We start from the raw sequence: 26,535 nt of genomic DNA on the forward strand, positions 1-26,535 counted from the left end.
TTACTCCGCTGCCTCCGCGCTCATGAGCATCTCACCATGGCCACCGTGCATGTCGTCATGCCCGGAACCGGTGTGGAAACTCTTGATGATGCTTTCGTAAAGACCAGGCGACACCTGGGAGAAGTACTCGACCGGATGGTCCTCGCTGGGCTGCGCCAAGGCGTCGTACTCCTCGGGGAAGGTCAGCGTCTCCGGCGCCTGGCGCACCTGCTCGACCCAGGCATCGAACTCCTGCTGCGAGGTGGCATGCGCCTCGAAGGTCATGCCCGAGAATCCCGCCCCACTGTAGTTGGTCGACCGGCCGGGATAGGTGCCTTCCTCGTTGGCAATCAGGTGCACGTCGTTGTCCATCCCCGCCATGGCGTAGATCTGGCTGCCCAGGTCCGGGATGAAGAAGGCGTTCATCACCGACCCCGAGCTGACCCGGAAGTGCACCGGTACATCGACCGGGAAGGCTAGTTCGTTGACGGTGGCAATGCCCTGCTCGGGATAGATGAACAGCCACTTCCAATCCAGCGACACGGCTTGAATCTCAAGTGCCTCCCCCTCTTCATCGGCCAACGGCTTGTGGGGATCCAGACTATGCGAGGTGTACCAGGTCAATGCCGCCAGGAAGGCGATGATCACGCAAGGAATGAGCCATACGACGGCCTCGATCCGATTGGAATGCGCCCACTCGGGGTGATAGGCAGCCTCTTTGTTGCCGCGGCGGTAGCGCCAGGCAAAAAGCAGCGTCATTACGATCACGGGAATGACGACGATCTGCATCAGGCCGAAGGCGGTCAGTATCAGAGTGCGTTGCTCGACACCGATCTCACCTTTGGGATCCAGAAGCGCCGAACTGCAGCCGCCAAGCAGCAGGGGCAGCGATAGCCACAGCAAAATGCCGAGCACTCGCAAGCAGGAGTTTCTTCTCATGGTACGACCTCGTCAGGGCGGGGAGGCAGAATGTTATGAATACGCTACTTACTAAACAAGCCAATAGACGTAGCAGACACTCCCCTTGAAACCGGTCGTTTCACCCCAATCAGCAGGACAGGGAGGAGCACATCGGAAGCTTGAGCCGCCATGAATGGCACCTCGAGCCGTGCGGTCAAGCCTTCGGTCCGGCGGCGGGGAAAGGATTGTCGGGATGCGACACACTGATGGGAAGAGACGTTTTGCCGCAGGGCGGTTTGTCGCAGGTAGACAATTTCCCCTCGACAAAGGGGATACCTGGTGCCGTCACTTACGTTAAGTCGCAATGACGACGGGGCGGCCAAAGGGCCGCCCCGTCGTTTTGTGTCCTACCGGACGAGAGAGAATCAGACGCTACTCATGCCAATCGGCAAGAAGCCCAGGTTGTTTTCGACTCGTTTGACGCCGGGGGTGTTCTCGGCAGCGACCTCTGCCGCGCGTTTCTCATCCTGGGACTCCACCAGGCCCCATAGCTGCACGACGCCATCCTGGACGATGACATTGACGCGATCGAACGTCAGCCCGGTATTTTCGTTGATCTCCTTGAGGATGGCATCGCGAATCTCGCGATCGTCCGCCGTGACCGGCGTGGTGGCATCCGGGGCGGTTGCCGAGAACCCCCGCAACAGGTTCGCCCGACTGACGATACCGACCAGCCGACCATCGCGAACCACCGGTACCCGCTTGATATGGTGTTTCTCGAGCAGGGTAGCGATCTTGTAAAGTGGCTCGTCCTCGCCCACGACCACGGGGTCGGCGGTCATGACCTCATGCGCCTTGCGACCATGGGTCTTGACGTAATCGCTGGCCCGGCTCTCGCCAGCAAAGATCGACCTCAGCCACCATGACTGCCGCTTGTCGGTCTCGTTCTCCACACGGCGTATCAGATCACCTTCGCTGACGATACCCAATACCTGCTGGTCGGCATCGACCACCGGCACGGCACTGATACGATGTTCGAGCAACAACCGGGCGATCTCGTGCACGTCGGTATCGGGCGTTACCGTGATGACATTGGGGGTCATGACGTCTGAGGCTTGCATGGTATTGTCTCCGGGTGATCGTCGCGACAAGGCGACTAGGCAATGACATGAGCGCCGATGGTGGCAGGCTCGGCACCGAACCTATTTATCAATCTAGCAAGGCATCCGACGACCCACCTTGATCGAGGACAGTTTTTTGCAGGAAAGCGAAGGTTCGGCATTTCAAGCATTTGCCCTTTCCCAGTGCTCCCCAGTGGCCTAGAGTGGAGAAAACGCCTCCATGCTCAGACAAAGGGAGCGGTCTATGGATTTTCAGTCACGTACATCAGAGAAACCCGCACCCTCCCCGCGCAGCCAGTGGTCACTGTTCGCGAGGAACTTCTTCAAGCACCCGAGGATGCTGGGTTCGATCATTCCCAGTTCGCCCTTTCTCGTCAGGCGGTTACTGGACCAGGTCGACTGGGATCGAGCCCGCGTGATTGTCGAATATGGCCCCGGGGTCGGTACCATCACGCGCGAAATCCTGCGCCGCATGCATCCCGAGGCAGTGCTGGTAGCCGTGGAAACGAACCAGGATTTCGTTGCCTTTCTGCACGACTCGCTGCCCGACCCAAGACTCCAGGTGGTTCACGGCTCGGCAGCCGACATCCTTGATACGCTTATCGAACGTGATCTCGAGACCGCCGATTACGTGATAGCGGGCATCCCCTTCAGCACCATGCCGAGAGCCACCTGCGAAGCTGTGCTTCGCAATACCCATCAAGTACTCTCCCCCAACGGCGCCTTACTGATCTATCAGTTCTCGCCGAAGGTGCTGCCACACCTTCAGCGCGTTTTCTCGGAGGTCAGGCGCGGTTTCGAACCGCTCAATGTGCTGCCGGCGCAGCTCTATTACTGCGTGCCATGTAAGGAAACACCACCAGCATCACAATGACGGCTCGGCCAATAGAAAGTGCTCGATTCGTTCCATCCGTTCACGGTGCACCTCGGCACGATCCATGAACGGGTGATCGTAGTCTTCGCCGTCGATCACCTCGGCGCCCCGCTTTTCGGCTTCGATTCGCAGTTCGCGGGTCATCCTGGCGCTCAGAACCGAGTCTCGCTGACCGGTAATCACCAACAACCGGCGGGCATCCTCGGGCAAGTGCTCGACCGGATCGATACGTCGCGGACACCCGAAAGGTGAAAAGCGGCTGGGGCTGGCATCGATCACCGCTCGCTCGAACTCGACGCCGCTGCCGATCACGTTCATCATCACTGCCCCGCCCAGGGAAGTGCCATATAGCCGCGCACTCGGATAGCGCTCGTTGAGGGCGGCAACGATCTCCTTGTAGTCCTCGATGATGGCATTGATCCGGCGACGCCCTTGCGAGTTGCCATAACCGCGATAATCGAACACATAGGTGTCGAAACCGGCGGCGGCAAAATCTCCCAGATGCTGGATCATCATGTCGGCTACCATGGCATTGCCCATGGCCATCAGCACGTAGCCGCGCGGCTGCCCCTCTTCGTTCAGGTTGCCATGGGCGGCATAGCGATACCCGACCAAACGCTTGCCGTCGCCGGTGACGAAGGTCGTCGCCTCGACGTGCGCCAGCCCAGCCACACGGGCCGGATTGGGGTTCGGAGCCGCCAGGCTCCATTGCCAGAAGAAAAAGCGCTCCTTGATCGGCCCGCACAGCGTCGCCTCGCGGTCGACAGCATGAGCATGGGACGACAAGGCCACGATGACGATTGCCATAAGGGTCCGGAACACTCAGGCCACCAGGATTTTTGGCGAGGTGTCATCGGTCGATGGCCGGCGACGCAGACACTCGCCGACTTCTCCATTGGTGACAATGACATCGAATTCATCGAGTCGTGCGAAATAGGCGGGGCGAATGATACCGAACTTGCTGTTGTCAGCGACCAGAATACACTGCTCGGCGGCTTCGATTGCCCCCCTCTTGGGGGCGACCTCGTGAAAGTGGAAGCAGCTCACTCCCCGCTCGACATGCACGCCCGCCGCCGAAATGAAGGTCTTGTTGATACCCAGCCGCTGGATCGCCCCAGCCATGTCGTCACTACCGAAGGACTGTGAACTTGCGTGATATAGACCACCGAGCATCAGCAGGCGCACATTGGGCAGGCGACTGACGGCATTGGCGACATTCAGCGCATAGGTCACCACCGTCAACGACCTGTCGCCAGCCAGGGACGCCACCAACGGCATCAAGGTGGTACCGCAATCGATGAACAGCGTATCGCCGTCCTCGATGAAGCCGGCCGCACACTGACACAAGCGCTGTTTGGCCAGGTGATGGCTGTCCTGCTGCTCGTCCAGATCATAGACCGGGGCATACTGCGGGTTGTCGGCCATCACCAGACGCCCGCCGAGCAGCATCATGACTCCCTCGCTGGCAGCCACATCACGACGAATGGTCATCTCCGAAACACCGCACAAGCGGGCCGCTTCGGACAGCCGGATAGTACCACCGCGACTCAGGGCCTCCTGCAAGCGCGCCAAGCGCACGGCGCTACGGCTGTTCATGGCCTTGCCCTCTCATTTCGCTGCCCTCTCGACACAACCCCATGTTCATCAATTGCTTACCTTTTCATGCTGCGCCACTCGCCGGGCAATATCCAGCCCTGTCATAGGCAACACGGAAGATGGGAAGCATCGAATCGTCGTAGCCGCGCCACAAAATGTTAGAAAAATAACACTTGATGTTATATTTTTCACTCCATGAGCAACGAGCGCCCGAGGCGAGCCGGGCCAACAACGACAACCCACGAGGTACCCCATGACCATCATCATGAGCCTGGTAGGGATGGCGACATTGATCCTCATCGCCATCATCTTTTCCTACAATCGCCGCGCCATCCGTCTTCGCACCGTGGCCGGCGCCTTCGCCATCCAGGCCAGCATCGGTGCCTTAGTGCTCTACGTGCCCTTCGGCCAGGTGGTGCTCAAGACCATTTCCGACGGCGTCAGCCAAGTGGTGGCCTACGCCAACGACGGTATCGGCTTCCTGTTCGGTGGGCTGGTCAGTAATGAACAGATAGGATTCGTGTTCGCCATCAATGTACTGCCGGTGATCATCTTCTTTTCGTCGCTTATCGCCGTGCTCTACTACCTGGGCATCATGCAGTGGATCATTCGCCTGCTGGGCGGTGCGCTGCAAAAAGCACTAGGCACCTCGCGCACCGAGTCGCTGTCGGCAACCGCCAATATCTTCGTCGGCCAGACCGAGGCCCCCCTGGTGGTACGCCCCTTCATCGCACGCATGACCCCGTCGCAACTGTTCGCGGTGATGTGCGGCGGCCTTGCCTCGGTGGCCGGCTCGGTGTTGGCCGGCTACGCGGCGCTCGGCATTCCCATGGAGTATCTGGTCGCCGCCTCCTTCATGGCCGCTCCCGGGGGCCTGCTGTTCGCCAAGTTGATCATGCCCGAGACCGATACCCCCGATGACGATGTTGCCCATGCCAGGGAACGCATCGAAGAAGAGGATCACCCCACCAACGTGATCGATGCCGCAGCGGCCGGTGCCTCGTCGGGTCTCAGGCTGGCGGCCAACGTGGGCGCCATGCTGTTGGCCTTCATTGGCCTGATCGCCTTGATCAACGGCATCCTGGGCGGCGTCGGTGGCTGGTTCGGCATGGACGAGTTGAGCCTCGAGCTGCTGCTCGGCTGGCTGTTCGCCCCGTTGGCCTTCCTGCTCGGCGTTCCTTGGGAAGAAGCGACACTGGCCGGCTCCTTCATCGGCCAGAAGCTGGTAGTCAACGAGTTAGTGGCCTATATCAACCTGGCCCCCTATGTCGATGGCGACCAGGTGGTGGCGGCAACCGGTCAGGCAATGACCCCGCATACGGTGGCGGTACTATCCTTCGCGCTGTGCGGTTTCGCCAACCTGTCGTCCATCGCCATCCTGCTGGGTGGCCTCGGCAGCATTGCCCCCAGCCGCCGACAGGACATCGCGCGTTACGGCATTAAGGCCGTGCTGGCCGGGACACTGTCCAATCTGATGTCGGCGACGATCGCCGGCTTCTTCATTGCCTTGGCCGCCGCGGGCTGACACTTCACTCACGATCACGACAAGGAGCGGCCGGTACTCCGAGTCGCTCTATCACGCCAATTCGCCCAACAGTGGTAATACCATGACCGATTTGCAGAGCACCGCGCGCCAGGCCTTGGCGCTGATGGATCTGACCAGCCTCAACGATGACGACAACGACGAGCGCATCACTGCACTGTGCCGCCAGGCAAAAACGCCGGCGGGCTCTCCCGCCGCAATCTGCATCTATCCACGATTCATCGCCACGACCCGCCACGAACTCGAGTCGCTGGGTCTCGACGGCACCGTCAAGATCGCTACCGTCACCAACTTTCCTCATGGCGGCGACGATGTCGACCAAGCTGTCCGCCAGACCCGCGAAGCCGTGGCCTTGGGCGCCGATGAGGTCGACGTGGTCTTCCCCTACCGCGCGTTGATGGCCGGCAACGTGGCCGTGGGCCAGGCACTGGTCGAAGCCTGCAAGGCCGCCTGCGGCGAGCGCGTGCTCAAGGTGATCCTGGAAACCGGTGAACTGAAGGATCCCGCCTTGATCCGACAGGCCAGCGAGCTGGCCATCGCCGGCGGCGCCGACTTCCTCAAGACCTCCACCGGCAAGGTCGAGGTCAACGCCACCCTGGAAGCCGCCGAGATCATGCTCAGCGCGATTCGTGACAGTGGCCTGGAGGTCGGCTTCAAGGCTGCCGGTGGTGTACGCACCGCCGCAGACGCCAAGGCCTATCTCGACCTTGCCGCCCAGCTGATGGGAGAAGACTGGCTGACGCCGGCGCACTTCCGCTTCGGCGCCTCCGGTCTGCTTGGCAACCTGCTCGCCACTCTCGGGGTCGAAGCGGAGGCACGTCCGTCATCGGGAGGCTACTGATGCTACCGCAGGAGATCATCCGTCGTAAGCGAGATGGCCAGGCACTCAGAGACGAGCAGATCCGTCAATTCATCGCCGGCATCGCCGACGACAGCATCGGCGACGGCCAGATCGGCGCCTTCGCTATGGCAGTATTCCTCAACGGCATGAACGACGACGAGGCCGTGGCCTTGACCACGGCGATCCGCGATTCCGGGATGGTCCTCGACTGGACGGACCTCGACCTGCCCGGCCCGGTGCTCGACAAGCACTCGACCGGTGGCGTGGGCGATGTGGTATCGCTGGTGCTGGGTCCTTGGGTCGCCGCCTGCGGCGGCTTCGTGCCGATGATTTCCGGGCGCGGCCTGGGTCATACCGGAGGCACCCTGGACAAGCTGGAATCGATTCCCGGTTACGACGTCGCGCCGGACAACGCCACCTTCCGCGAGCTGGTCAGGGACGCTGGGGTGGCGATCATCGGCCAGACCGGTAGCCTGGCCACCGCCGACAAGCGTCTTTATGCAGTGCGCGACGTGACCGCCACGGTGGAGTCGATCCCCCTGATCGTGGCATCGATCCTCGGCAAGAAGCTAGCTTGCGGGCTCGAGGCCCTGGTCATGGACGTCAAGGTCGGCAGTGGTGCCTTCATGCCCACCGCTGCTGCCTCGCGGGAGCTGGCTGAGGCCATCGTCAGCGTCGCCAGCGGTGCCGGCACGCCGACGGCAGCATTGCTGACCGATATGAATCAGGTACTAGCGAGCTGCGCCGGCAACGCACTGGAAGTGCATGAAGCCGTGGAAGTACTGACCGGGCAACGCCGCAACGGGCGTCTGCTCGAGGTCACTCGCGCGCTGGCGGTGGAGATGCTACTCGCCGGCGGTCTGGCCGACTCGCATAACGCCGCACTTAAGCAGCTCGATTCGGCACTGGCATCCGGCGCCGCCGCCGAGCGTTTCGAACGCATGGTTGCTGGGCTCGGCGGTCCCGCGGACTTCCTGGCTCGGTATGACGACTACCTGCCCCAGGCCCCGGTGGTTCGCGCGGTGCATGCCGAGCGGTCGGGGCATGTCCAGTCCATGGATACCCGGGCCCTGGGCATGACGGTAGTCGAACTCGGCGGCGGCCGCCTCGAGGCCGAGGCCGCCATCGATCATGCCGTTGGACTGGCACAGGTTGCTGCCATCGGCGAAACGGTGGACGCCGAACGGCCGCTGGCACTGGTGCATGCGCGCAGCGAAGCCGATGCAGAACGCGCCGTCCAACAGGCGCACGACGCTTTTGTGATAAGCGATACCGTGGCCAAGCCCCCTACCCTGATTCATGACGTGATTCGTCCCACTACCCAGTCCGGGGAGGCCATATGAAACGAGCCATCGTATTGGTGCTGGATTCCTTCGGCATAGGCGCCACGCCGGATGCCGAGACCTTCGGCGATGCTGGTGCCGACACCTTGGGTCACATTGCCCAGGCCTGCGCACGAGGAGAGGCCGGCATTGGCAGGCGCGGCCCGCTCACGCTGCCCAACCTGGCCAGCCTGGGGCTGTTCCATGCCCACCATGAAAGCACCGGTGGCTGGGCTGTGGGAGTGGAGGTGCCGAACACCGTCAACGGCGCCTATGGCCATGCCCGTGAACTCTCCTCGGGCAAGGACACGCCTTCCGGCCATTGGGAGATCGCCGGGGTCCCGGTGCTCTTCGAATGGGGCTATTTCGAGGACAAGGAGTCGAGCTTCCCGCCCGAGTTGCTCGACGCGCTGGTTCGAGAGGACGAGCTGCCCGGCGTGCTGGGCAACTGCCACGCCTCAGGTACCACGATCATCGAACGCCTCGGCGAGGAGCATGTGCGTAGCGGCAAACCGATCGTCTACACCTCGGCGGACTCGGTATTCCAGATCGCCGCTCACGAGGAGACCTTTGGCCTCAAACGCCTCTACCGGCTGTGCGAGATCGCCCGCCGCCTGCTCGAGCCTTACAATATCGGGCGGGTGATCGCACGCCCCTTCACCGGTGATGACGCCTCGAGCTTCACGCGCACCGCCAATCGCCGCGACTATTCGGTGGAACCTCCCTCGCCGACGGTGCTGCAAAAGCTCGTCGACGAGAAAGGCGGCGAGGTAGTGTCGATCGGCAAGATCGCCGACATCTACGCGCATTGCGGGATCACTCGCAAGATCAAGGCCAGCGACCATGACGCGCTATTCGACGCCACTCTCGAAGCCTGCGAACAGGCCGGCGACAATACCCTGATCATGACCAACTTCGTCGACTTCGACATGGTCTACGGCCACCGCCGAGACATCGCCGGCTACGCCGCGGCGCTGGAAGCCTTCGATGCGCGACTGCCCGAGCTGCTGGAGCGTCTAGCGCCGAGCGATCTGCTGATCATCACCGCCGACCATGGCTGCGATCCGACCTGGCACGGCAGCGACCACACCCGCGAGCATATCCCGGTCCTGGCCGTCGGCGGCGGACTGCGGCCCGGTTCGCTGGGCATGCGCGACACCTTTGCCGACATCGGCCAATCGCTGGCCCGCTATTTCGCACTGAGCCCCATGGCCTACGGGCGCAGTTTTCTCTGACACGACCTCGTATTCAATCGACAGGAGTCACCCCAATGGCCACTCCCCATATTCAGGCAAACAAGGGCGATTTCTCCGATACCGTGCTGCTGCCCGGCGATCCACTACGTGCACAGTTCATCGCCGATACCTTTCTGACCGATGTCCGGGAAGTCAATAGGGTTCGTAACATGCTGGGGTTCACCGGCCGCTACCAGGGACGCGAGATTTCGGTGATGGGTCACGGCATGGGCATCCCCTCGATATCGATCTATGCCAAGGAGCTGATCACCGACTACGACGTCAAGACATTGATCCGCGTCGGTTCCTGCGGTGCGGTACGCGACGACGTCAAGCTCCGCGATGTGGTGATCGGGCTGGGCGCCAGCACCGACTCCAAGGTCAACCGTACCCGCTTCATGGACCACGACTTCGCCGCTATCGCCGACTTCAATCTGGTCAGCCATGCTGTCAGCGTGGCCAGGGAAAAGCACATCCCGCTCAAGGTCGGCAACCTGTTTTCGGCCGACCTGTTCTATTCTCCGCAGCACGAACTCTTCGAACTGATGAAGCGCTACGGAATCGTCGGCATCGAGATGGAAGCGGCTGGCCTGTATGGCGTGGCGGCGGAATACGGTGCCCGGGCGATGACCATCTGCACGGTGTCCGACCATATCCTGCGCGGCGAGGCACTAAGCTCGGATGAACGACAGACTACCTTCAACGAGATGATAGAAGTGACGCTGGAAGCGGTGTTGCGCGACGATTCCACCCACCGCAGCGAGGGCTGATTCCATGACATATCCGATCCCGCATGAACTCCGTCAGCGGCTGATCAGCGTGCGTGACAATGCCTACGCTCCCTACTCCCGGCACCCGGTAGGGGCGGCATTGGAGAGCGACGACGGCCAGCTGTTCTATGGCTGCAATGTGGAAATCGCCAACTACAAGGGGCTGTGCGCCGAGGCCTCGGCCATCTCCGCCATGGTGTCCAGCGGCCGCAAAGCCATCGCGACGCTCTACGTGATCGGCCCCGGTGAACGCCTGTGCACGCCATGCGGCGACTGCCGCCAACGGATCCGCGAGTTCGCCTCGCCGGAGACACGCATCCATGTACTCGACGCCCAAGGCAACTGGCTCAAGAGCTACAGCATGGACGAACTGCTACCCGACTCCTTCGGCCCTGAAAACCTCGGCCAGTCCTCGTCGATGCGACCTTGAATCGACAGCGACATGGCACCTTCCTGCCTTCAACCTAAAGCCCCGCCCGGGAGCGCCGATACTTATTGAGACTTGCCTTCGTCCCCCGCCGGGGCGACCATTGCTAGCGCATCGAGATGCTGGACACAACAACAGAGATACCTGTCGCGGAGCCAGGGAATGCCCATCGCTCGCTTTTCACCCTTTGAACTGCTGCTGCTGAAGAGCCGCAACCAGGCCGATACCGCCGGTCTGTTGTTGTTGGCTTGGGTGCTGGCCAGCAAGGGGCATCTCTCCGAAGCCGACAGACAACGCCTTACCGACCTGGCACGCGATTTCCGACATGGCCACGAACTCGAGCCGGTCATAGAGATCGCTGCGCAACAGGATCTCGGCGCCATTCAACTGGCTGCCGAAGTCATGCAGAAGGACTGCGGCGGCGAACAAGCCCACCCTTTCCTGCGACAGGCAATCACCTTGGCGGTGGCCGACGGCAAGTTGACCAGCGCCCATCATCACATACTGCGCTTTCTGGCCGACCTGCTGGGCGTTTCACCCCCCAAGTTCGCCATGCTGTTCACTGAGGTTGCAGGCAAGGAATTCACCAACCCCGACGACCCCAGCCGTACCGGCTACTGGCAGGCCAAGGAACGCCACCGCCAGCAGCAGGAGGACCGCCAACGCCAACACCAGAGGAGCCACGATCGGCAGTCCCATGAGCGACGCTCTTCCGGCCAGCAGCATCGCCAGCACTCGGGAGCCGGCGGCTCCCAGCGACAGCATCGCCAGCACTCGACACAAGAGCCGCCGCCCGGTGACCGCACCCAGCGCGCGCTAGCCATTCTCGGCCTGGAGCCGGGCGCCAGCCGCAGCGATATCCGCAAAGCCTATCGCCGGCTGGCCCAGCTTCACCACCCGGACCGCTTCTTTGCCGAAGGCGAGGCGATGGTGGCCAGCGCCTCGCAGCGATTCCAGAAGATCAAGAAGGCCTACGAATACCTGATGGAAGCAAGCTGAGTACCATGCGCGATCTATACAAGCGCCTGGGTATCACGCCCCAGGCCTCCGACAGCGACATCACCGCGGCCATCGAGGCCTGCGAGCATACGGCCTTGAAAGCCGATGCCAGTACCGTGCTGAGCGTCAAATCCCGCCGCGAGGAGTACGATGCCCTGCACGCCACGCTGCGCGATATCGGCCTGCTGCGGGCACGGCTCGGCCTCACCCATGGCCGTTACTGGCAGGACAGCGTGGCCAACGACTTCTCGCTGCCACCGGACAATACCTGCTCGCGGCACGACGAATTGATCGGCCGCGTGACCCACGCCGTGACGTTGCACAACCGCTGGCAGCGCTGGCGCGGGCCTTGGTCGATGGTCGGCCTGCTGGCTCTGGGCATCACGCTGGGAGTGGCGCTTTGTCACTGGTGGTTGTAACCACCACACTGCGATCCTGCGAGTCAGCCAGGAAGCAAGCATCCAGCACGCGTTGCAACGCCGCGCCGCGAGCGAAGTCGGGCTGGTCATTGTGACCGCTCACGATGCCGGCGATGAAGCGCTGGTAGATGCTCGGCGTCTGTGAGCACTCCACCGACGTCCAGTTCGCCGGGTGAATGTCGTCGCCGAAGCAGGTCAATACCCGGTCCTTGGCGTCGTCGAGCACCACGCTCACCGCGCCCTTGTCGCCATACACGCTCAGCTTCAGCGAGTTGAGGTGGCCGGTGGCCCAACGCGTGGCCTGGATGGTACCGAGTGCGCCGCCCGCGAACTCGACGCGCATCAGCGCGCTGTCGTTGGCATCCAGGATGTAGTCGCCGATGCGATTGCCGGGCGCCTTGTCGAAGCACTTGAGCTGGCAGTTGACCCGCGTGATGTCGCCCACCGGGAAGCTGGCGAAATCGAGAATGTGCACCCCGACATCCCCCAGCACCCCCTTGCTGCCGTGCGCCTCGGACAGCCGCCACAGCCACTGGCTATCGCTATCCCAGCGGCCCCAGGCGTGGCTCACCAACCAGCTCTGCAGGTAGCTGGCATCGACATGCATCACCCGGCCGATGGCGCCAGAGGCAATCAGGTCGCGGGCATGCTGAATCGCCGGCGCGTCGCGGTAGCTCAGGTTGATCATGTTGATCACCCCAGCCCGACGCGCCGCCTCCGCCATTTCCTCGGCATCGGCGGCATTGGTGGCCAGCGGCTTCTCGCACAGGATGTGCTTGCCGGCGGCGATGGCTGCCAGCGAGATCGCCTTATGCACGCCGTCCGGGGTGACGTTGCTCACGGCCTGGATATCGTCGCGCGCCAGCATGGCCTCTAGATCGGTATATACCGCGGCGATGCCGTGCCTGTCGGCGAAGCCACGCGCCTTGTCGGCGTCGAGATCACATACCGCCACCACCTCGACGCCCTCGAGCGCCCCGAAATGCTTGGCATGCTCGCCGGCCATGCTGCCGGCCCCGATAATCGCCAGTCGAATCATTTGAACCCCTCCTCACCCGGCTTGTGCAGTCCTTCGCCCTTGACCTTCACCGGGTCCGGCGCCTGCTCCGGCGGCACGGTGGGGCAGCTATCGATCCACCGCGACCCCTCGGGACGCGCCCATTTCACGGCATTTCTCAGCACCAGGCGCACCTGTTCGTCGTAATAGATCGGATAGGTCTCGTGACCGGGGCGGAAGTAGAAGATCTTGCCGTTGCCGCGCTTGTAGGTCAGACCGGAACGGAACACCTCGCCGCCCTCGAAGGCGCTGATGAAGATCACCTCATCAGGATTGGGCACCGCGAACGGCTCGCCATACATCTCGGTGTGCGGCAACTCGATATAGTCGCCCAGCCCCTGGACGATGGGATGGCTGGGATTGACCACCCACAGCCGTTCCCGCTCGCCGGCCTCGCGCCATTTCAGCGAGCAGGTAGTGCCCATCAGGCGCTTGAATATCTTCGAGTAATGGGCGGAATGCAGCACCAGTAGCCCCATGCCCTGCAGCACTCGAGCCTGAACCCGGTCGACGATCTCGTCGCGTACCTCGCCGTGGGCGGCATGCCCCCACCACAGCAGCACGTCGGTGCTCTCCAACACGTCCTCGGTGAGGCCGTGCTCGGGATCCTGCAGCGTCACCGCACTTGCCTGGATCTCGGGGTCTTCGTTCAGGGCCGCGGCGATGCAGGCATGCATGCCTTTGGGGTAGATGCGTGCGACCACCTCGTTGGTCTGCTCGTGCACGTTCTCTCCCCAAACGGTGACATTGAGTGTCATCGCGACTCTCCTTTCCGGGTGATTGATGGATATATCGTGCACTTTGGCCAAGGCACGCTACCCAAAAGTAAACGTTTACGTATCAAGAGTAAACGTTTACTCATGGCTTTTAATGCCATTTCAACCAAGGTATGGGGAAGCAAGCCATATGCCGACGATGGCCATTGGCGAGAAAAACAGACGCTTGGTAATACTCCGCCGTGAATGCAGGCAGATCAGCTCGTCTGACGAGGGATCAGCGTGACAGGCAATGTGACATGACGTGGAGAAGCACCGGCGATGGCCTCGCCAAGCAAACTCACCGCTTCACTGGCGATCTGGCCAATATCCTGACGTACCGTGGTCAACTGGGCAGCCAGAGTCGGCAAATCATCGAAACCGGTGACGGCCACCTGCTCGGGCACACGGACCGCTTGATCCGACAGTGCCGTCAGACAACCGCGTGCGAGTTCGTCGTTCTCGCAGACCAGGCCATCGAGTGCCAACTCTTGCTGCAGGAAACGGCTAAGGTAGCGGTAAGCGGTCAAGGCAGGGTCATAGTTGTAAGGCACGCTGATGAGGCGTTCGAGAAGCTCAGCTTCCTTGAGCGCCTGCTGGTACCCCTCTAGACGATGGCGATCGCCAGCAAGCTCATCGCCAATATAGGCGATTTTCCTACGCCCTTTCTCTATCAGATGACGGGTCGCCAGATAGATGCCGTGACGGTCGTCCGGCGCCACCGAGAAGCCCTCACCCGGCAAGCCGATACGCACGAAAGGGATTTGCCGCGCGGAGAGAAACTCCGGGCGTTCGTCACCAGAAAAGTCGCTCAGCAGGATGGCGGATCCAGCCCGCTCGGGTAGCGTCGAGGTCTGATCATGAGCGAAAAAGATTGGCACCATGCCCTTACGATGCAGTTCCAGGGTCAAGTGCTGATAGAGCAGGATGTAGTACGGACGCAGCTCAATATCCTGCCGACCGAGAGAAATGCCGACCACGGCATTCTTGCCGCTGATCAAGGCACGCGCGGCAGCACTGGGTTGGTAATGGATGTCACGGCTGATCTGCAGGATGTGCTGGCGCAGTTTGTCACTGATTCCCGGCTTGCCGTTCAGCGCCCGGCTGACCGAGGCGATGGACACTCCCGCCGCCCTGGCGATTTCATGGATGGTGGCACTTTTCGCCAGCCGGCTCGGTGTATCTGAGTGTCTGGTCATTGGCGAACGGCCATCAACGTTACGAGAGTCCATTGATTGTGCCCGATATCCCCCTCGGTTGCAGCTTGCAGACATCCTTCCAGCGCGGAGAGACACAAGGCTTCAATCCTGGGATGGTGCAGGATCCGGCGAACCACCGATGCCTCTACCGGAGCCGGCGACGCTAACTTCACCCAGCTCGCGGCCTTGGGCGTCCTGCTTCCGCGAAGCGGCACCCACGGCCTCTTCCCAATCGCGACCGCCGGCTCGGCCCTCCATCTGGATACTCATGCGTGGCAGCGCCATGTCCAACCCCTTAGCTTCCATGCGTTGCTTGAGACGCAGGTTGAAGGCCCGTGCCACGTCCCACTGCATCACCGGCGCGGTGCGCATCCGCATGCGCAGCACCGCCGCACCTTCCTCGAAGCGCTCGATACCCTGCATCTCCAGCGGTGACCAGATATGGTGACGCATCACCGGATCCTGGCGCAGCTCATCGGCGACCTCGCGCACCAGGGCGATGGCATCGTCGATCTTCATGTCGTGAGGAACACGGATACGCATCAGTGCGATGCCGAATTGGCGGGACATGTTATGGATCGAGGTAATCTGGCTGAAGGTGATGATATGTACGATGCCATCGATATCGCGCAGTCTCACGGTGCGCAGGGTCAAACCCTCGACGGTGCCCAGGTGCCCGCCAAGGTCGACGAAATCGTCGATGGCCAATGAGTCTTCGATCAGGATGAACATGCCGGTGATCAAATCCTGGACCAGGGTCTGGGCTCCGAAGCCGATGGCCAGCCCGATGACCCCAGCACCGGCCAACAGCGGTGTGACGTTGACCCCCAAGTTGGCCAGTCCGACGATGGCGGCGATGATCACGATGGTGGCGAAGATGACATTGCGAATCAGCGGGGTAATGGTCTGTACACGGGCACTGTTGACACGGCCACCCCGTGCCCGCGCCGATGACATCAGTGCCCTATGAATGGCGGTGTCGGCGAAGATCCACACCAGCCACGCCAACAGCACGGTGAAACCGATTGCCAGCAGTGCCTGTCCGATCTGTGCACTGGCCACGCTCTGCTGTCCCAGGCCGATCAGCGAGCCGCCCCACACTTGCAGCGATAACTCGGCAAAGGCCACCCAACACAGCATGTGTGCCAGGGTATAGCCAAAACGCTCCAGGCGTTTGCGATACTGGGACATGCGCCGGCGCCGGGCCATGGTGTCCCGGTGGCGGCGAATCAGGCCAGTGACCACCAGAGTCACCACCAGCAAGGCGGCGGAGATGATCGCACGCGTCAAGGCGCCACCGGCATCGCCTACTGAAACGAAAATCGCCAACAATGAGGCCCCTACCAACAGCAGGGCCGGCACATGCCACAGCCTACCCAATACCCGGATCACGTCATCGGCGGTGCTGGCCTGCTTGCGTTGCGAATAGGGGCGATTGCAGATCAAGTGCTTGATGGGACGTTTGAAGCGCACCACGAAAACCCCAGCGGCCAGAGCGGCCAGCACATTGGCCAGCACCGACGACAACCCGGCAAGATTGTCGCCCAGCAGAGAGATCAGTCGCCCGGTAGTCAGGGCGTCGGCCAGTGCCACCAGCGCGCCGATCACGAACAGGTGACGTACCCCCTGGCGACGCAAGTAATCCACGGCCACATAACGGTGCCCACGGGTGAACACCGAGATGACGACCTCACAAACCACTGACAACAGGCGACCGCAGAAGGCGATATAGGCCACCACCAAGCCCAGACTGCGCCCCGCTCCGGAATCTATGAATTGCGCCATGGCCAGCACCAGCGCAAAAGACAGCAGCCAGGGCAAGAGGTGTCGCAGGAAGTGGATGACGAGCAACCAGGCACGTGGTTCGCGAGGCAATTCCAGTGGCCAGCCGCGGCGTTTGGCCAGCAGGCGACCGCCCAGGATCAGCAGCGCCAGCACACCAGCCCAGATCGCCAGTATCACCACTGCTTCGAAGGCCACGCGCATCAGCTCGGTGACGCCAGCATCGCTGGCAATCGCCACGGCCTCTTCCCAGGCCCGGTCGAACTGACGCTGCCAGTTGTCCAGCGGCGACTGGCCGGCCTCGGCCTGTTCTCCAAAATCGCTGAGCGTGTCCGCCAAGGCGCCAAGCAACCCTTGGCGTACCGGTGTCTCCTCCTCTTCGGCTTGCGCCGTCGCCTGGCGCAGCTCCTTAAGACGCTCCACGAGAGCACCGCGGCGTTCCGCATCCTCCAGGGTGGTAATCACCTCATCCAGGGATTGCCGGAATGCCTCGGGATCCTGAGCTTGCGATTGCTGCTCCTCGCTTCCGCTCAGGCCGGGTAGCGACAGCGTCTGGGCCTCGACTCCGGCGGCAAATACCAGAGCCAAGGATAGACACAGCACCGAAAGAGCTCGGCGACTTTTCAGACAGAGTCTCGCGAGCGACTGAAGCATGGTGTCTCCCCCGGAACGACGCGAAGACAAGAGTCTGCACGGGGCACTGAACAGGGTAAAGTACATCTACCTGATCCCACGCGGTCTCGACAAATCGACCTTCATCGCCACCAGCGTGGTGACCTTCACCTGCGTCAATCTACTCAAGCTCGCCCCCTACCTGTGGCTCGGCGAGATCAATGTCTCCAGCGCCTGGGCCTCATCGATCCTGGCCATGGCCATCGTGGGAGTCCAGTTGATATTTCGGGCCTTGGAGTAACGAAACGGGCGGGGTTCCACCTTTCTCAGGCTATGATGATAAACTGCAAGGCATTGAGCGCATTGGCTTCCGGAGTCGCCATGGAACCACAACCACCCCCGCTCAAGCACACCCCGTCGGGCGAAACCCGGCGAGTGGGTGTGGAAATCGAGTTCGCCGGCATTCCTCCCCACGATGCCGCCGCGCTCGTTACCCGACTGTTCGGCGGTCATGTCCATGTGGTCAGTCCACATCGTCTCAAGGTCACCGACACCCGCTGGGGTGAATTTGTCATCGAACTCGATGCCAAGTATGCCCATCCCGATGCCAAGGTGGTCGACAAGCCCCCCAAAAGCGACGCGGAATGGGACCAGCAACGCCATCAACTGCGTATCGAATTTCACACCCGGACCCGGGAACTGATCGGCGACGTAGTGGCCGGCCTGGTGCCCACCGAAGTCGTCTGTCCACCGATTCCCTGGCACGAACTGGGCGAGCTCGATGCCCTGTTCGATGCCCTGCGCGAGCACGGCGCCAAAGGCACCGACGATAGCCTGTGGTATGGCTTCGGCCTGCACCTGAACCCCGAGGTCCCGAGCCTGGATCCCGAGAGCATCCTGGCCCACCTGCGCGCCTATCTGCTGCTGGCCGCATGGCTACGCGATCAGATCGACATCGATATCACCCGGGAAGTGCTGCCACACGCCAACCCCTTTCCCAAGGCCTATGCCATCAAGGTGCTCGACCCCGGCTACCACCCCGGAATGGACGGGTTGATCGCCGACTATCTCGAACATAATCCGACCCGCAATCGTGAACTGGACCTCTTTCCGTTGTTCGCCTACCTGCGCCCAGACTACCCCAGCGAACTGTTCGCTGACGACCTGGTCAAGCCACGCCCGACCTTCCATTATCGCCTGCCCAATGCCCAGCTCTCGTCACCCGAATGGGGAGTCACCATCGAGTGGAACCGCTGGCGAGAAGTCGAGCGCCTGGCAGCCAACTCCCAGCGGCTCGATGCCCAGGCCCGCGAATATCTTGCTCACCACGCGCAATCTCCCATGTCGCGCTGGTTGGACAAGCTGCGCGGGTGGATGAACGAATGACGCGCCCCTTGATCGGCATCACCACCTCGGACCGCAAGAGCCTGATCGCCTGGTTCTTCGACTGGTTGGCGGTATGGCGGCATGGCGGCCGCCCCCTGCGCCTGTCTCCGTCGCGCCCCATGCCTGAATCCCTCGATGGTCTGATCATCGGCGGAGGTGACGATATCGAAGCCCATCTCTACGGTGCCGAAGTCCAGCTCGACGTGCGTGTCGATCCCCAGCGCGACGCCCTGGAGCTGCGACTGCTCGAACGCTTCATTCCCCTTGGCTGTCCGGTACTCGGGATCTGCCGCGGCGCCCAGTTGATCAACGTCCATCTCGGCGGCACGCTGGACAGCGATATCTATACCACCCACCAGGGGCTCAAGCGGCGCCGAACGGTGCTGCCGCGCAAGACCGTGGACATCGTCGCCGACAGCAAATTGCACCGTATCCTCTCGGTCACCTGGTGTCGCATCAACAGTCTGCACCACCAGGCGGTGCAACGAGCCGGACGAGGGATCGAAATCGTCGCTCGTGATCGCGACGGTCTGGTACAGGGCATCGAGTCCCACGAGCATGACTTCTTGATCGGTGTGCAGTGGCACCCCGAATGGCTGGTCTTCAACCGACCGCAGCAGCGTTTGATTCGCGCCCTGGTCAAGGCCGCCATTCGTCACCGAAGCCAGCTCCGAACCGTTTTGGAAAGCGTCTGAACCAGCCTTGGACCAAGGTCGCCTCTCATGCCGATCGACGTTTGCTCTAAGCTGACCCACACGACAATACTGTCTTCAGTACCAAGACGGCGGACCGCCCCCTATGACCACAGCCGTTCCCGCAACCACCACGACCCTGATCGTCGGCGCCGGCCCCGCCGGATGCCTGCTCGCCAAGCGCCTCTCCGAGGATCCCGCGCACCGGGTGATCCTGCTGGAGGCCGGTGGCAAGGATAGCTACCCCTGGATCCATATACCGGTGGGTTACCTCTACTGCATCGGCAACCCGCGCACCGACTGGTGCTACCGCACCGAATCCGATCCCGGTCTCAATGGGCGCAGTCTCGGCTATCCACGCGGCAAGGTGCTGGGCGGCAGTTCGTCTATCAACGGCATGATCTATATGCGTGGCCAGGCGCGTGACTATGACCACTGGGCGGTACTCGGCAACCCTGGCTGGGACTGGGCCAGCGTCGAGCCTCTGTTCAAGGCCAGCGAGGACCACTTCGCCGGCGCCAGCGAGCACCACGGTAGCGGTGGCGAGTGGCGGGTGGAACGTCAGCGACTCCAGTGGGAAATCCTTGAAGCATTCAGCGATGCCGCCAGTGAGTGCGGCATCCCCAAGGTCGACGACTTCAATTGCGGCGACAACGAGGGTGTCAGCTACTTTCAGGTCAACCAGCGCAAGGGCGTGCGCTGGAACGCCGCCAAAGCCTTCCTGCGCGGTCTGGACAAGCGTCCCAACGTCACCATCGTGACCGAAGCCGAGGTCGACCGCCTGCTGTTCGCCGAGGCCAATCCCCGAAGTGGCGTTCAGCCACGTGCCAACGGCGTGCGGGTGCGTCTCAAGGGGGCCTGGCAAGCGATGCATGCCGACGAGGTGATCCTGTGCGCCGGCTCGATCGGCTCGCCGGCCATCCTGCAGCGCTCGGGAATCGGGCCGCGCCGGCTGCTTGACTCGCTCGACATTCCATTGGTCCACGAACTACCCGGCGTCGGCGGTAACCTTCAGGACCACCTGCAATTGCGGATGATCTTCCGGATACAGGGCGTCAAGACGCTCAACGAGATCGCCTCTAACTGGTGGGGCAAGGTCGGTATGGCCTGGGAATACCTGATATCCCGCAGCGGGCCGTTGTCGATGGCGCCCAGCCAGCTCGGCGCCTTTGCCCGCTCGGATCCCAGCCAGACCAGTGCCAACCTGGAATACCACGTCCAGCCCCTGTCGCTGCCGGCCTTCGGCGAACCGCTGCACGATTTTCCGGCCTTCACCGCTTCGGTCTGCAACCTGCGACCGGAAAGCCGTGGCCGGGTCGATATCCGCTCACGCGATCCCTCGGTGTCACCGACGATCGCTCCCAATTACCTGAGCACCGACGAGGACCGGCGTGTGGCGGTGGATGCCATTCGCCTGACCCGGCGTATCGTGGCGTCAAAGGCGCTGGCCCGCTATCGTCCCGAAGAGGTCAAGCCCGGCCCTGAACTCGACAGCGACCAAGACCTCGCCCAGGCCGCCGGCAATATCGGCACTACCATCTTCCACCCGGTGGGCACCTGCAAAATGGGCCCGGACGGCGATGCCGTGGTCGATGCCCGACTGCGGGTGCATGGCATCGACGGCCTGCGTGTCGTCGACGCCTCGATCATGCCCACCATCACCTCGGGCAACACCTGCTCGCCGACACTGATGATCGCCGAAAAAGCCGCACGAATGGTGCTCGAGGATCGCCGCAATCGCCACCGGATAACGCAGCAAACGAGCATGGCCACCACGGCCGCTTCGTGATGCAGGAGGTGCCCATGAGCCTGGAACTGTTTCTCAATGCCACGTCTCCCTATGCCCGAGTGGCACGTATCTGCGCAAAGGAAAAAGGCTTCGGGGAACGTCTGAAGTTGCGTTGGGTCGACCCCTGGACCGACGATGAGGCACTGCTCGAGGCCAACCCCCACGCCAAGGTGCCGACGCTACGCACGTCAGAAGGCATCACCATCAGCGAAACCTTGCTGATCGCCCACTATCTGGACAGTACCGGTTCCGGCCCTCCCCTGCTGCCAGCGGACAATCTAGCCGAAGTGATGCATGGTGTGGGGCTCGGCATGGGGTTGATCGATTCCGCCTTCCAGTTGTCGATAGCCCGCCGTTATGCCGACCTGGATGACCCCGACCGCAGCGTATTGGGGCGTCGCAGGCTGGCGTCCATCGAACGCGGTCTGGCAACCCTGGAGGCCGAAACCGCGCCTCGTCATCGTTACGCCGACGATGTCCATCTCACCCTGGACGATATCGTCATCGGCGTGGCCCTGGACTATCTACGGCTACGTTTCCAGGAGTTGGAATGGGAGTCACGCTGTCCAGCCCTGACGGCCTGGGAAGATGCCCGCCTGTCGAGGCGCAGCTTCAAGGAAAGCGCTTTCACCTGACACGCCCCCATTAGGACCGACAAATGCACCGGCCATCCCGAAGGATGGCCGGCATGTCGATATGAATGTATGGCTTGATACTCGGTGGTCAACTTTCCAGCTTGGCATCGAGGGTGATCTCAGCTTTAAACAGCTTGGATACCGGACACCCTACCTTCGCCTTGTTGGCACAATCATCGAACGTCGCCTGATCGGCACCGGGAATGCGGGCTGTGGTATCTAGATGCACCCGGGTGATGCTGAAGCCGCTGTCATCCTGCTCCAAGGTCACCGTGGCTTCGGTCTTGATGCTTTCGGCCTCGAGGTCAGCTTCGCCCAGGATCATCGACAATGCCATGGAGTAACACCCGGCATGGGCGGCGCCGATCAACTCTTCGGGATTGGTCCCCGGTTCGCCCTCGAAGCGATGCTTGAAGCCATAAGAGCTGTCCTTGAGCGAGCCGCTCTGGGTCGACACGGTCCCCTTGCCTTCCTTCAAACTGCCCCGCCATTCTGCTGACCCGGACTTCTGGATGCTCATAGCACCTCCCTCCTGGATTTGTATTGCTTCGACGGCCCCTCACGGCGCCGCCACAGGTTTGCCCGAATCAGTGTAGACGGCTGACAGCGAGTGCGGTCATTTCAGCGCCGCCAAGGCAGCATCGTAATCCGGCTCCTGCTTGATCTCCGGCACCAATTGGCTGTGTATGACCTGATCATGCTCGTCGATCACTACCACGGCTCGCGCCGTGAGACCTGCCATCGGCCCGCTGGTCAGGGCCACGCCATAGTCGCGATGGAACTCGGGATGACGGAACGTCGACAGGGTGACGACATTATCCAACCCCTCGGCTCCGCAGAAGCGCTTGGCAGCAAACGGCAGGTCCGCCGACACCACTAGCACTACGGTGTTGTCGAGGGCGGAAGCCAGCTCGTTGAACTTGCGGGTCGAGGTCGCGCATGTGGGTGTATCGAGGCTGGGCAGGATATTGAGGACCTTGCGCTTGCCAGCGAAGTCGGACAGGGTCACATCCTGCATTTCCTGAGTCGTGAGACACAGCGCCGGTGCCGGACGGCCGACCGCCGGGAAATCGCCGGCGACTTCAATAGGGATACCCGCTCGAGTGACCTGGTTCATCTTTTCTCCTTCGTCTACAACAAGGGAAGCAATCTCTACACCATAGCCTATGCGGTGTCCTCGGCGCAGATTCAAGTCCTATCCCGGGAATTTCCGTAACGCCGCCAATTGCTCGGCCAGCGACATCCGCCCCAGGCGTTGCATCGCCGCAATGTTGCGTTCGGGGATCGCCTCGGGATCGGGGTAGTGCTCCAGCGCCTGCTCGATGTCGGCTTCACGCAGCAGGTGCAGCATCGGCCAGGGCGAGCGATTGGTGAAATTGGCAGGGTCCTCGGGCCCGACATCCGCGAAGCAGTAATCGGGGTGAAAGCTCGCTAGCTGGTAAGTGCCCTCATAGCCCTGATCGACCAGCAGCGTCTCGGCGATGGCCAGCAGGTCGAGATAGTCGTCGAAGTCTTCCACCCCACTGGTCAGCACCAACAGCGTGGTGGCGATGTCCGGGGCACCGTCCAGACGCCGGCACTCCTCGATCAGTGTCGTCAGCGCGGCCGGCCAGTCATCGGCGGTGACGCCCACATAGCGAATCGCTTCGCGACGCAGTTCGCGGCCGGCAAAAGGGCAGACATCATGTGCTACCACGAAGTCCTCGACCCAGCTACGGGTCGCGGCAAGCGCACTGTCGGATCGGCTCATGACAAGACTCGGGTGGTGAGAGGATGTCCAGTATAGCCGATATCGTCGCCGACCATTGCAACGCCCCACACCCTGGGCCAGCATGGGCTAGAAAAGGCTTCCATAAAAATGTATGACATGAAGAGGTCATCATGAACCCTACTGCTCTGCCCCGGGTGCAATTCGCCGCCACCGCCGACCAGCCTGCCATCGAACTGCCCGCCATCGGTCAGGGCACTTGGTACATGGGCGAGGGCCTGGCGCCGCATCGCTCGGAAGTACGCGCTCTGCAGCAAGGCTTGGAACTCGGTCTGACGTTGATCGATACCGCCGAGATGTACGGCGACGGCGGCGCCGAACGAGTCGTCGGCGAGGCTCTCGCCGGTCGCCGTGACCAGGCGTTCCTGGTATCCAAGGTCTATCCCTGGAATGCCGGACGCGACAGTGCCATCACCGCTTGCGAACGCAGCCTGAAGCGCCTCGAGACTGATTACCTGGATCTCTATCTGCTGCATTGGCCAGGAAGCATTCCACTCGAAGAAACGCTGGAAGCCTTTTTGCGCCTGCAGGAACAGGGCAAGATCCGCCGCTTCGGCGTGTCCAATTTCGACGTCAACGACATGGCCGCCCTGGAAGCCCTGCCGGGCGGTAATGCCTGTGCCACCAACCAGGTGCTCTACCATTTGGGATCGCGTGGCATCGAGCAGCGGCTACGCCCCTGGATGAGTGCCCGCGACATGCCACTGATGGCCTACTGCCCCCTGGCTCAGGGCGGACGGCTGCGTAACGAGCTGATGTCTCACCCCGAAGTGCTGGAAATCGCCTCGGGCCTGGGCATCACACCGGCCCAGCTATTGCTGGCCTGGGTCATTCGCGAACATCAGGGCAAACGCGACGCGATCGCCATCCCCAAGGCGGTACAACGCGAGCACGTGGCCCAGAACGCCAAGGCGCTGCAGATCCACTTGAGCGAGGAAGCCATCGCCCGGCTCGATGCTGCCTTTCCGGCCCCCGAGCACCAGGTTCCTCTGGATATCGTTTAGGTTTCAACCGCGTCGGGAGGCGAGCCGATCCGCGAGGCGGGTCGGTTCGGGCAGTTTGGTACGCACGAGGCAACGCACCACCCAATTCACCGCTGTCTCAAGGCACAGCCGGTGGCCGGGCGAAACGTAGATCGGTTTCACGTTCTGGCGACTGCGCAACACGGCGCCGATGATCTCGTCACCATCCCATAAAGGCATCCAGTCGCCACGCTGCGGTGGTATCTCGCCGTGCCAGCCGCACAGCCGCGACTTGGCCACGCCGATAGTCGGCAGGTCAAGCCATAATCCAAGGTGGGAAGCCACCCCCAGTCGTCGGGGGTGAGCGATGCCCTGCCCGTCCACCATCACCAGGTGGGGAGGCAAGGCAAGAAGGGAGAACGCCTCGAGTGCGGCCGGCACCTCGCGAAACGACAGCAGGCCGGGGATGTAGGGCATGCGAGTCGGCTCGCGATGCACGACCTGCTCGAGCACCGCAAGCCCCGGCCATTCGAGCACCACCACCGCCGCTCGGGTGATCTCTCCTTCCTGCTCGAACCCGATGTCGACGCCGGCGATGCGGCTGATAGTGTCAAGGCGGTCCTGGCGCTCGACTCTCGGCGCCAGGCGGGTCTGCAATCCGATCGCGTCTTCCGGACTCAACGTCCACTCATGCAACGAGACGCTCACTCACAGAAGCCCCACCCCTCCAGCAGCATGCGCAGCTTTTCTACGCGGGTGCGGTTCCGACCGAAGTCGGGAATGCCCAGGCGTGAGGCGCTACGCACGTGGCACACACCTTCCTCTGCGCTCCACAGCAGTTCCAGGTCATCGACGAGCCCCAGCATCGAGGCATGGCATTCCGCATGCAGGTAGTCGTCGGTGGCAGTGATGATCTCGGCTTCCTCGCAAGCGGCCAAGGCACTCTTGAGCCGGCGCATCAACTCCTGCTTGCTGCGCAGCCCCGGAGCGAAGGGTTCGGTGTAGTGCTCAGGGTCCTCGGACTGGCTGCAGACACTGTTATGCGCCGTCGGACAGCTCGACAACCGGCCCTGATGAACGCCCAACGACTGGGGTCGCTTGCTGGTCAGCGGATTGGTCATCATAAGGAGTGCGCCCTCATCTATTGTTGTGCGATACGGCGAGTCACGAAGAACTCACTCTCATACAATTGGAAATATTTTCCACAAAAAAGGTCCATGTCAAGGCATGGACGACCATCACTACCAGTGTCCTTCCACTGGACTGTTGGTCAGTCAAGTCCATATCCACGAGAACTGCAAGCGGCTTGCGTAAACGGGCGCGCGAAAACGAGCCATTTGTTGTCAACTCTCACGCTTTCGAACCAACACCAGGCGGGCGTGGCAGCCAGCCATCGCCGCAGCGCCGACGTCAAGCCACCGGGCCGCATAGGTTTCGATATCGGCATTGCGGCTGATGCCATGATCCGCCGAAACCCGCAACATCGAAGGCAGGCGGCTATCCCACCGGCATCATGTCGTTCGCTCCGCTCGCGATCCCTTCCGTCACCTCCTGGGCGACAGTTTTGTCCGAGCGCACACCTATTTACAGTCATGCCAGAAAGCTTCCTCCCTCGCCAAACCGTTCAGAAAAATTCAAGAACAGTTCTTTGATAATTATGCGTAAGTGTACCTTACCCGATGACTGTATAAGTGCGAGCTTGGTGATTCCTCGGAAAATGACGTGGTGAATTTGGATGTGAACACGGCGGATGCAGGTTCTGAGTGCAACACAGTCATTGGATTGATGATGGCCCTTCGTGACACTTCGCCATCAGCTCTTCCATCATTTCGATGGGGCACTTGAAGTCGAAACGTTTGCGCGGCCGGATAT

The 26,535-nt window shown here is 61.9% G+C and carries 28 protein-coding genes; 15 read left to right on the forward strand and 13 right to left on the reverse strand.

Annotated features, from left to right (window positions below; genetic code table 11):
* Together cyoA and IE093_RS09935 are read right to left on the reverse strand one after the other, a co-directional pair.
* Complete coding sequence (gene cyoA / locus IE093_RS09930) at positions 1–918, reverse strand: ubiquinol oxidase subunit II (protein WP_189468675.1); 918 nt, start codon at positions 916–918, stop codon at positions 1–3.
* Positions 919–1,304: 386 nt separating this feature from the next.
* The gene (locus IE093_RS09935) at positions 1,305–2,000 is read right to left on the reverse strand and encodes a CBS domain-containing protein (RefSeq protein WP_189468676.1); all 696 of its coding nucleotides are present in this window, start codon (positions 1,998–2,000) and stop codon (positions 1,305–1,307) included.
* 244 nt (positions 2,001–2,244) lie between these two features.
* On the opposite strand from IE093_RS09935, the gene IE093_RS09940 reads away from it, so the two are divergent.
* Entirely contained in the window at positions 2,245–2,874 is a 630-nt protein-coding gene (locus IE093_RS09940) for a class I SAM-dependent methyltransferase (RefSeq protein WP_189468678.1), read from the forward strand.
* On the opposite strand, the gene IE093_RS09945 is transcribed toward IE093_RS09940, so the two are convergent.
* Positions 2,866–3,681 (reverse strand): alpha/beta hydrolase, encoded by an 816-nt coding sequence (locus tag IE093_RS09945; RefSeq protein WP_189468680.1) that lies wholly within the window; start codon positions 3,679–3,681, stop codon positions 2,866–2,868. The two genes, IE093_RS09940 and IE093_RS09945, sit on opposite strands and share 9 nt — an antisense overlap.
* Positions 3,682–3,696: 15 nt before the next feature.
* Positions 3,697–4,470 (reverse strand): DeoR/GlpR family DNA-binding transcription regulator, encoded by a 774-nt coding sequence (locus IE093_RS09950; RefSeq protein ID WP_189468682.1) that lies wholly within the window; start codon positions 4,468–4,470, stop codon positions 3,697–3,699.
* A gap of 253 nt (positions 4,471–4,723) precedes the next feature.
* Here IE093_RS09950 and IE093_RS09955 point away from each other — a divergent pair, with 253 nt between their 5' ends.
* The 8 genes from IE093_RS09955 to IE093_RS09990 all read left to right on the forward strand — a co-directional run bounded on the left by IE093_RS09955 (position 4,724) and on the right by IE093_RS09990 (position 12,026).
* Complete coding sequence (locus IE093_RS09955; RefSeq protein ID WP_189468684.1) at positions 4,724–5,995, forward strand: NupC/NupG family nucleoside CNT transporter; 1,272 nt, start codon at positions 4,724–4,726, stop codon at positions 5,993–5,995.
* Between the two features lie 82 nt (positions 5,996–6,077).
* Positions 6,078–6,854: a deoxyribose-phosphate aldolase gene (gene deoC, locus IE093_RS09960; RefSeq protein WP_189468686.1), complete on the forward strand. Its 777-nt coding sequence runs from the start codon at positions 6,078–6,080 to the stop codon at positions 6,852–6,854.
* Positions 6,854–8,197: a thymidine phosphorylase gene (deoA, locus tag IE093_RS09965; protein ID WP_189468688.1), complete on the forward strand. Its 1,344-nt coding sequence runs from the start codon at positions 6,854–6,856 to the stop codon at positions 8,195–8,197. The genes deoC and deoA overlap by 1 nt, the downstream gene beginning before the upstream one ends.
* Positions 8,194–9,411: a phosphopentomutase gene (locus IE093_RS09970; RefSeq protein WP_189468690.1), complete on the forward strand. Its 1,218-nt coding sequence runs from the start codon at positions 8,194–8,196 to the stop codon at positions 9,409–9,411. Before deoA ends, IE093_RS09970 begins: the two co-directional genes overlap by 4 nt.
* Positions 9,412–9,446: 35 nt before the next feature.
* Positions 9,447–10,181 (forward strand): purine-nucleoside phosphorylase, encoded by a 735-nt coding sequence (deoD, locus tag IE093_RS09975; RefSeq protein WP_189468692.1) that lies wholly within the window; start codon positions 9,447–9,449, stop codon positions 10,179–10,181.
* Positions 10,182–10,185: 4 nt separating this feature from the next.
* Positions 10,186–10,611 (forward strand): cytidine deaminase, encoded by a 426-nt coding sequence (gene cdd / locus IE093_RS09980; protein ID WP_189468694.1) that lies wholly within the window; start codon positions 10,186–10,188, stop codon positions 10,609–10,611.
* 159 nt (positions 10,612–10,770) lie between these two features.
* A complete protein-coding gene (locus tag IE093_RS09985; RefSeq protein ID WP_189468696.1) occupies positions 10,771–11,607 on the forward strand; it encodes a DnaJ domain-containing protein in 837 nt (278 codons plus the stop codon).
* A gap of 5 nt (positions 11,608–11,612) precedes the next feature.
* The gene (locus IE093_RS09990) at positions 11,613–12,026 is read left to right on the forward strand and encodes a hypothetical protein (protein WP_189468698.1); all 414 of its coding nucleotides are present in this window, start codon (positions 11,613–11,615) and stop codon (positions 12,024–12,026) included.
* Here IE093_RS09990 and IE093_RS09995 read toward each other — a convergent pair.
* From IE093_RS09995 to IE093_RS10010, 4 genes are all read right to left on the reverse strand, one after another.
* Positions 11,989–13,065: a Gfo/Idh/MocA family protein gene (locus tag IE093_RS09995; protein WP_189468700.1), complete on the reverse strand. Its 1,077-nt coding sequence runs from the start codon at positions 13,063–13,065 to the stop codon at positions 11,989–11,991. The genes IE093_RS09990 and IE093_RS09995 overlap by 38 nt on opposite strands.
* A complete protein-coding gene (locus IE093_RS10000) occupies positions 13,062–13,841 on the reverse strand; it encodes a ThuA domain-containing protein (RefSeq protein WP_189468702.1) in 780 nt (259 codons plus the stop codon). The genes IE093_RS09995 and IE093_RS10000 overlap by 4 nt, the downstream gene beginning before the upstream one ends.
* A gap of 215 nt (positions 13,842–14,056) precedes the next feature.
* Positions 14,057–15,037 carry a LacI family DNA-binding transcriptional regulator gene (locus tag IE093_RS10005; RefSeq protein WP_189468704.1) on the reverse strand — a complete coding sequence of 327 codons (981 nt, stop codon included), beginning with the start codon at positions 15,035–15,037 and terminating at the stop codon, positions 14,057–14,059.
* Positions 15,038–15,139: 102 nt separating this feature from the next.
* Positions 15,140–17,473: a mechanosensitive ion channel family protein gene (locus tag IE093_RS10010; RefSeq protein WP_189468706.1), complete on the reverse strand. Its 2,334-nt coding sequence runs from the start codon at positions 17,471–17,473 to the stop codon at positions 15,140–15,142.
* Here IE093_RS10010 and IE093_RS10015 point away from each other — a divergent pair.
* The 5 genes from IE093_RS10015 (at position 17,472) to IE093_RS10035 (ending at position 21,933) form a co-directional block, all read left to right on the forward strand.
* Complete coding sequence (locus tag IE093_RS10015) at positions 17,472–17,732, forward strand: hypothetical protein (RefSeq protein WP_189468708.1); 261 nt, start codon at positions 17,472–17,474, stop codon at positions 17,730–17,732. The genes IE093_RS10010 and IE093_RS10015 overlap by 2 nt on opposite strands.
* A gap of 80 nt (positions 17,733–17,812) precedes the next feature.
* A complete protein-coding gene (locus IE093_RS10020) occupies positions 17,813–18,817 on the forward strand; it encodes an amidoligase family protein (RefSeq protein WP_189468710.1) in 1,005 nt (334 codons plus the stop codon).
* Positions 18,814–19,512, forward strand: a complete 699-nt coding sequence (locus IE093_RS10025; protein WP_189468712.1) for a gamma-glutamyl-gamma-aminobutyrate hydrolase family protein — start codon at positions 18,814–18,816, stop codon at positions 19,510–19,512. Before IE093_RS10020 ends, IE093_RS10025 begins: the two co-directional genes overlap by 4 nt.
* Before the next feature lie 103 nt (positions 19,513–19,615).
* On the forward strand, positions 19,616–21,298 hold the full coding sequence (locus tag IE093_RS10030) for a GMC family oxidoreductase (RefSeq protein WP_189468714.1): 1,683 nt from the start codon (positions 19,616–19,618) through the stop codon (positions 21,296–21,298).
* Between the two features lie 14 nt (positions 21,299–21,312).
* Positions 21,313–21,933, forward strand: a complete 621-nt coding sequence (locus tag IE093_RS10035; RefSeq protein WP_229803449.1) for a glutathione S-transferase family protein — start codon at positions 21,313–21,315, stop codon at positions 21,931–21,933.
* Between the two features lie 88 nt (positions 21,934–22,021).
* On the opposite strand, the gene IE093_RS10040 is transcribed toward IE093_RS10035, so the two are convergent.
* The 3 genes from IE093_RS10040 to IE093_RS10050 form a co-directional block, all read right to left on the reverse strand.
* Positions 22,022–22,453, reverse strand: coding sequence for an OsmC family protein (locus IE093_RS10040; protein ID WP_189468716.1), 432 nt, complete (start codon positions 22,451–22,453; stop codon positions 22,022–22,024).
* 96 nt (positions 22,454–22,549) lie between these two features.
* Positions 22,550–23,050, reverse strand: a complete 501-nt coding sequence (gene tpx / locus IE093_RS10045; RefSeq protein ID WP_189468718.1) for a thiol peroxidase — start codon at positions 23,048–23,050, stop codon at positions 22,550–22,552.
* Between the two features lie 78 nt (positions 23,051–23,128).
* A complete protein-coding gene (locus IE093_RS10050; protein ID WP_189468720.1) occupies positions 23,129–23,683 on the reverse strand; it encodes a DUF1415 domain-containing protein in 555 nt (184 codons plus the stop codon).
* Between the two features lie 131 nt (positions 23,684–23,814).
* Here IE093_RS10050 and IE093_RS10055 point away from each other — a divergent pair, with 131 nt between their 5' ends.
* Positions 23,815–24,705 (forward strand): aldo/keto reductase, encoded by an 891-nt coding sequence (locus tag IE093_RS10055; RefSeq protein WP_189468722.1) that lies wholly within the window; start codon positions 23,815–23,817, stop codon positions 24,703–24,705.
* Positions 24,706–24,708: 3 nt separating this feature from the next.
* On the opposite strand, the gene nfi is transcribed toward IE093_RS10055, so the two are convergent.
* Positions 24,709–25,371 carry a deoxyribonuclease V gene (gene nfi / locus IE093_RS10060; RefSeq protein ID WP_189468724.1) on the reverse strand — a complete coding sequence of 221 codons (663 nt, stop codon included), beginning with the start codon at positions 25,369–25,371 and terminating at the stop codon, positions 24,709–24,711.
* Positions 25,368–25,787 carry a DUF1499 domain-containing protein gene (locus IE093_RS10065; protein WP_189468726.1) on the reverse strand — a complete coding sequence of 140 codons (420 nt, stop codon included), beginning with the start codon at positions 25,785–25,787 and terminating at the stop codon, positions 25,368–25,370. Before IE093_RS10065 ends, nfi begins: the two co-directional genes overlap by 4 nt.
* Between the last annotated feature and the right edge of the window lie 748 nt (positions 25,788–26,535).

It is taken from the genome of Litchfieldella qijiaojingensis (assembly GCF_014651875.1).
Classification (GTDB): domain Bacteria; phylum Pseudomonadota; class Gammaproteobacteria; order Pseudomonadales; family Halomonadaceae; genus Litchfieldella; species Litchfieldella qijiaojingensis.

Excerpts from the sequence above, each read along its gene's own strand:
- IE093_RS09940 (WP_189468678.1), top strand. The coding sequence starts at position 2,245 with ATGGATTTTCAGTCACGTACATCAGAGAAACCCGCACCCTCCCCGCGC.
- cdd (WP_189468694.1), top strand. The coding sequence starts at position 10,186 with ATGACATATCCGATCCCGCATGAACTCCGTCAGCGGCTGATCAGCGTG.
- IE093_RS10040 (WP_189468716.1), bottom strand. The coding sequence starts at position 22,453 with ATGAGCATCCAGAAGTCCGGGTCAGCAGAATGGCGGGGCAGTTTGAAG.
- IE093_RS09950 (WP_189468682.1), bottom strand. The coding sequence starts at position 4,470 with ATGAACAGCCGTAGCGCCGTGCGCTTGGCGCGCTTGCAGGAGGCCCTG.
- IE093_RS09970 (WP_189468690.1), top strand. The coding sequence starts at position 8,194 with ATGAAACGAGCCATCGTATTGGTGCTGGATTCCTTCGGCATAGGCGCC.
- IE093_RS10020 (WP_189468710.1), top strand. The coding sequence starts at position 17,813 with ATGGAACCACAACCACCCCCGCTCAAGCACACCCCGTCGGGCGAAACC.
- IE093_RS10025 (WP_189468712.1), top strand. The coding sequence starts at position 18,814 with ATGACGCGCCCCTTGATCGGCATCACCACCTCGGACCGCAAGAGCCTG.
- deoD (WP_189468692.1), top strand. The coding sequence starts at position 9,447 with ATGGCCACTCCCCATATTCAGGCAAACAAGGGCGATTTCTCCGATACC.
- IE093_RS09995 (WP_189468700.1), bottom strand. The coding sequence starts at position 13,065 with ATGATTCGACTGGCGATTATCGGGGCCGGCAGCATGGCCGGCGAGCAT.
- IE093_RS10030 (WP_189468714.1), top strand. The coding sequence starts at position 19,616 with ATGACCACAGCCGTTCCCGCAACCACCACGACCCTGATCGTCGGCGCC.
- IE093_RS10035 (WP_229803449.1), top strand. The coding sequence starts at position 21,313 with ATGAGCCTGGAACTGTTTCTCAATGCCACGTCTCCCTATGCCCGAGTG.
- cyoA (WP_189468675.1), bottom strand. The coding sequence starts at position 918 with ATGAGAAGAAACTCCTGCTTGCGAGTGCTCGGCATTTTGCTGTGGCTA.
- IE093_RS09990 (WP_189468698.1), top strand. The coding sequence starts at position 11,613 with ATGCGCGATCTATACAAGCGCCTGGGTATCACGCCCCAGGCCTCCGAC.
- IE093_RS09935 (WP_189468676.1), bottom strand. The coding sequence starts at position 2,000 with ATGCAAGCCTCAGACGTCATGACCCCCAATGTCATCACGGTAACGCCC.
- IE093_RS10010 (WP_189468706.1), bottom strand. The coding sequence starts at position 17,473 with ATGCTTCAGTCGCTCGCGAGACTCTGTCTGAAAAGTCGCCGAGCTCTT.
- deoC (WP_189468686.1), top strand. The coding sequence starts at position 6,078 with ATGACCGATTTGCAGAGCACCGCGCGCCAGGCCTTGGCGCTGATGGAT.
- deoA (WP_189468688.1), top strand. The coding sequence starts at position 6,854 with ATGCTACCGCAGGAGATCATCCGTCGTAAGCGAGATGGCCAGGCACTC.
- IE093_RS10055 (WP_189468722.1), top strand. The coding sequence starts at position 23,815 with ATGAACCCTACTGCTCTGCCCCGGGTGCAATTCGCCGCCACCGCCGAC.
- IE093_RS09945 (WP_189468680.1), bottom strand. The coding sequence starts at position 3,681 with ATGGCAATCGTCATCGTGGCCTTGTCGTCCCATGCTCATGCTGTCGAC.
- IE093_RS10050 (WP_189468720.1), bottom strand. The coding sequence starts at position 23,683 with ATGAGCCGATCCGACAGTGCGCTTGCCGCGACCCGTAGCTGGGTCGAG.
- IE093_RS10065 (WP_189468726.1), bottom strand. The coding sequence starts at position 25,787 with ATGATGACCAATCCGCTGACCAGCAAGCGACCCCAGTCGTTGGGCGTT.
- IE093_RS10005 (WP_189468704.1), bottom strand. The coding sequence starts at position 15,037 with ATGACCAGACACTCAGATACACCGAGCCGGCTGGCGAAAAGTGCCACC.
- IE093_RS09955 (WP_189468684.1), top strand. The coding sequence starts at position 4,724 with ATGACCATCATCATGAGCCTGGTAGGGATGGCGACATTGATCCTCATC.
- IE093_RS10000 (WP_189468702.1), bottom strand. The coding sequence starts at position 13,841 with ATGACACTCAATGTCACCGTTTGGGGAGAGAACGTGCACGAGCAGACC.
- tpx (WP_189468718.1), bottom strand. The coding sequence starts at position 23,050 with ATGAACCAGGTCACTCGAGCGGGTATCCCTATTGAAGTCGCCGGCGAT.
- IE093_RS09985 (WP_189468696.1), top strand. The coding sequence starts at position 10,771 with ATGCCCATCGCTCGCTTTTCACCCTTTGAACTGCTGCTGCTGAAGAGC.
- IE093_RS10015 (WP_189468708.1), top strand. The coding sequence starts at position 17,472 with ATGGTGTCTCCCCCGGAACGACGCGAAGACAAGAGTCTGCACGGGGCA.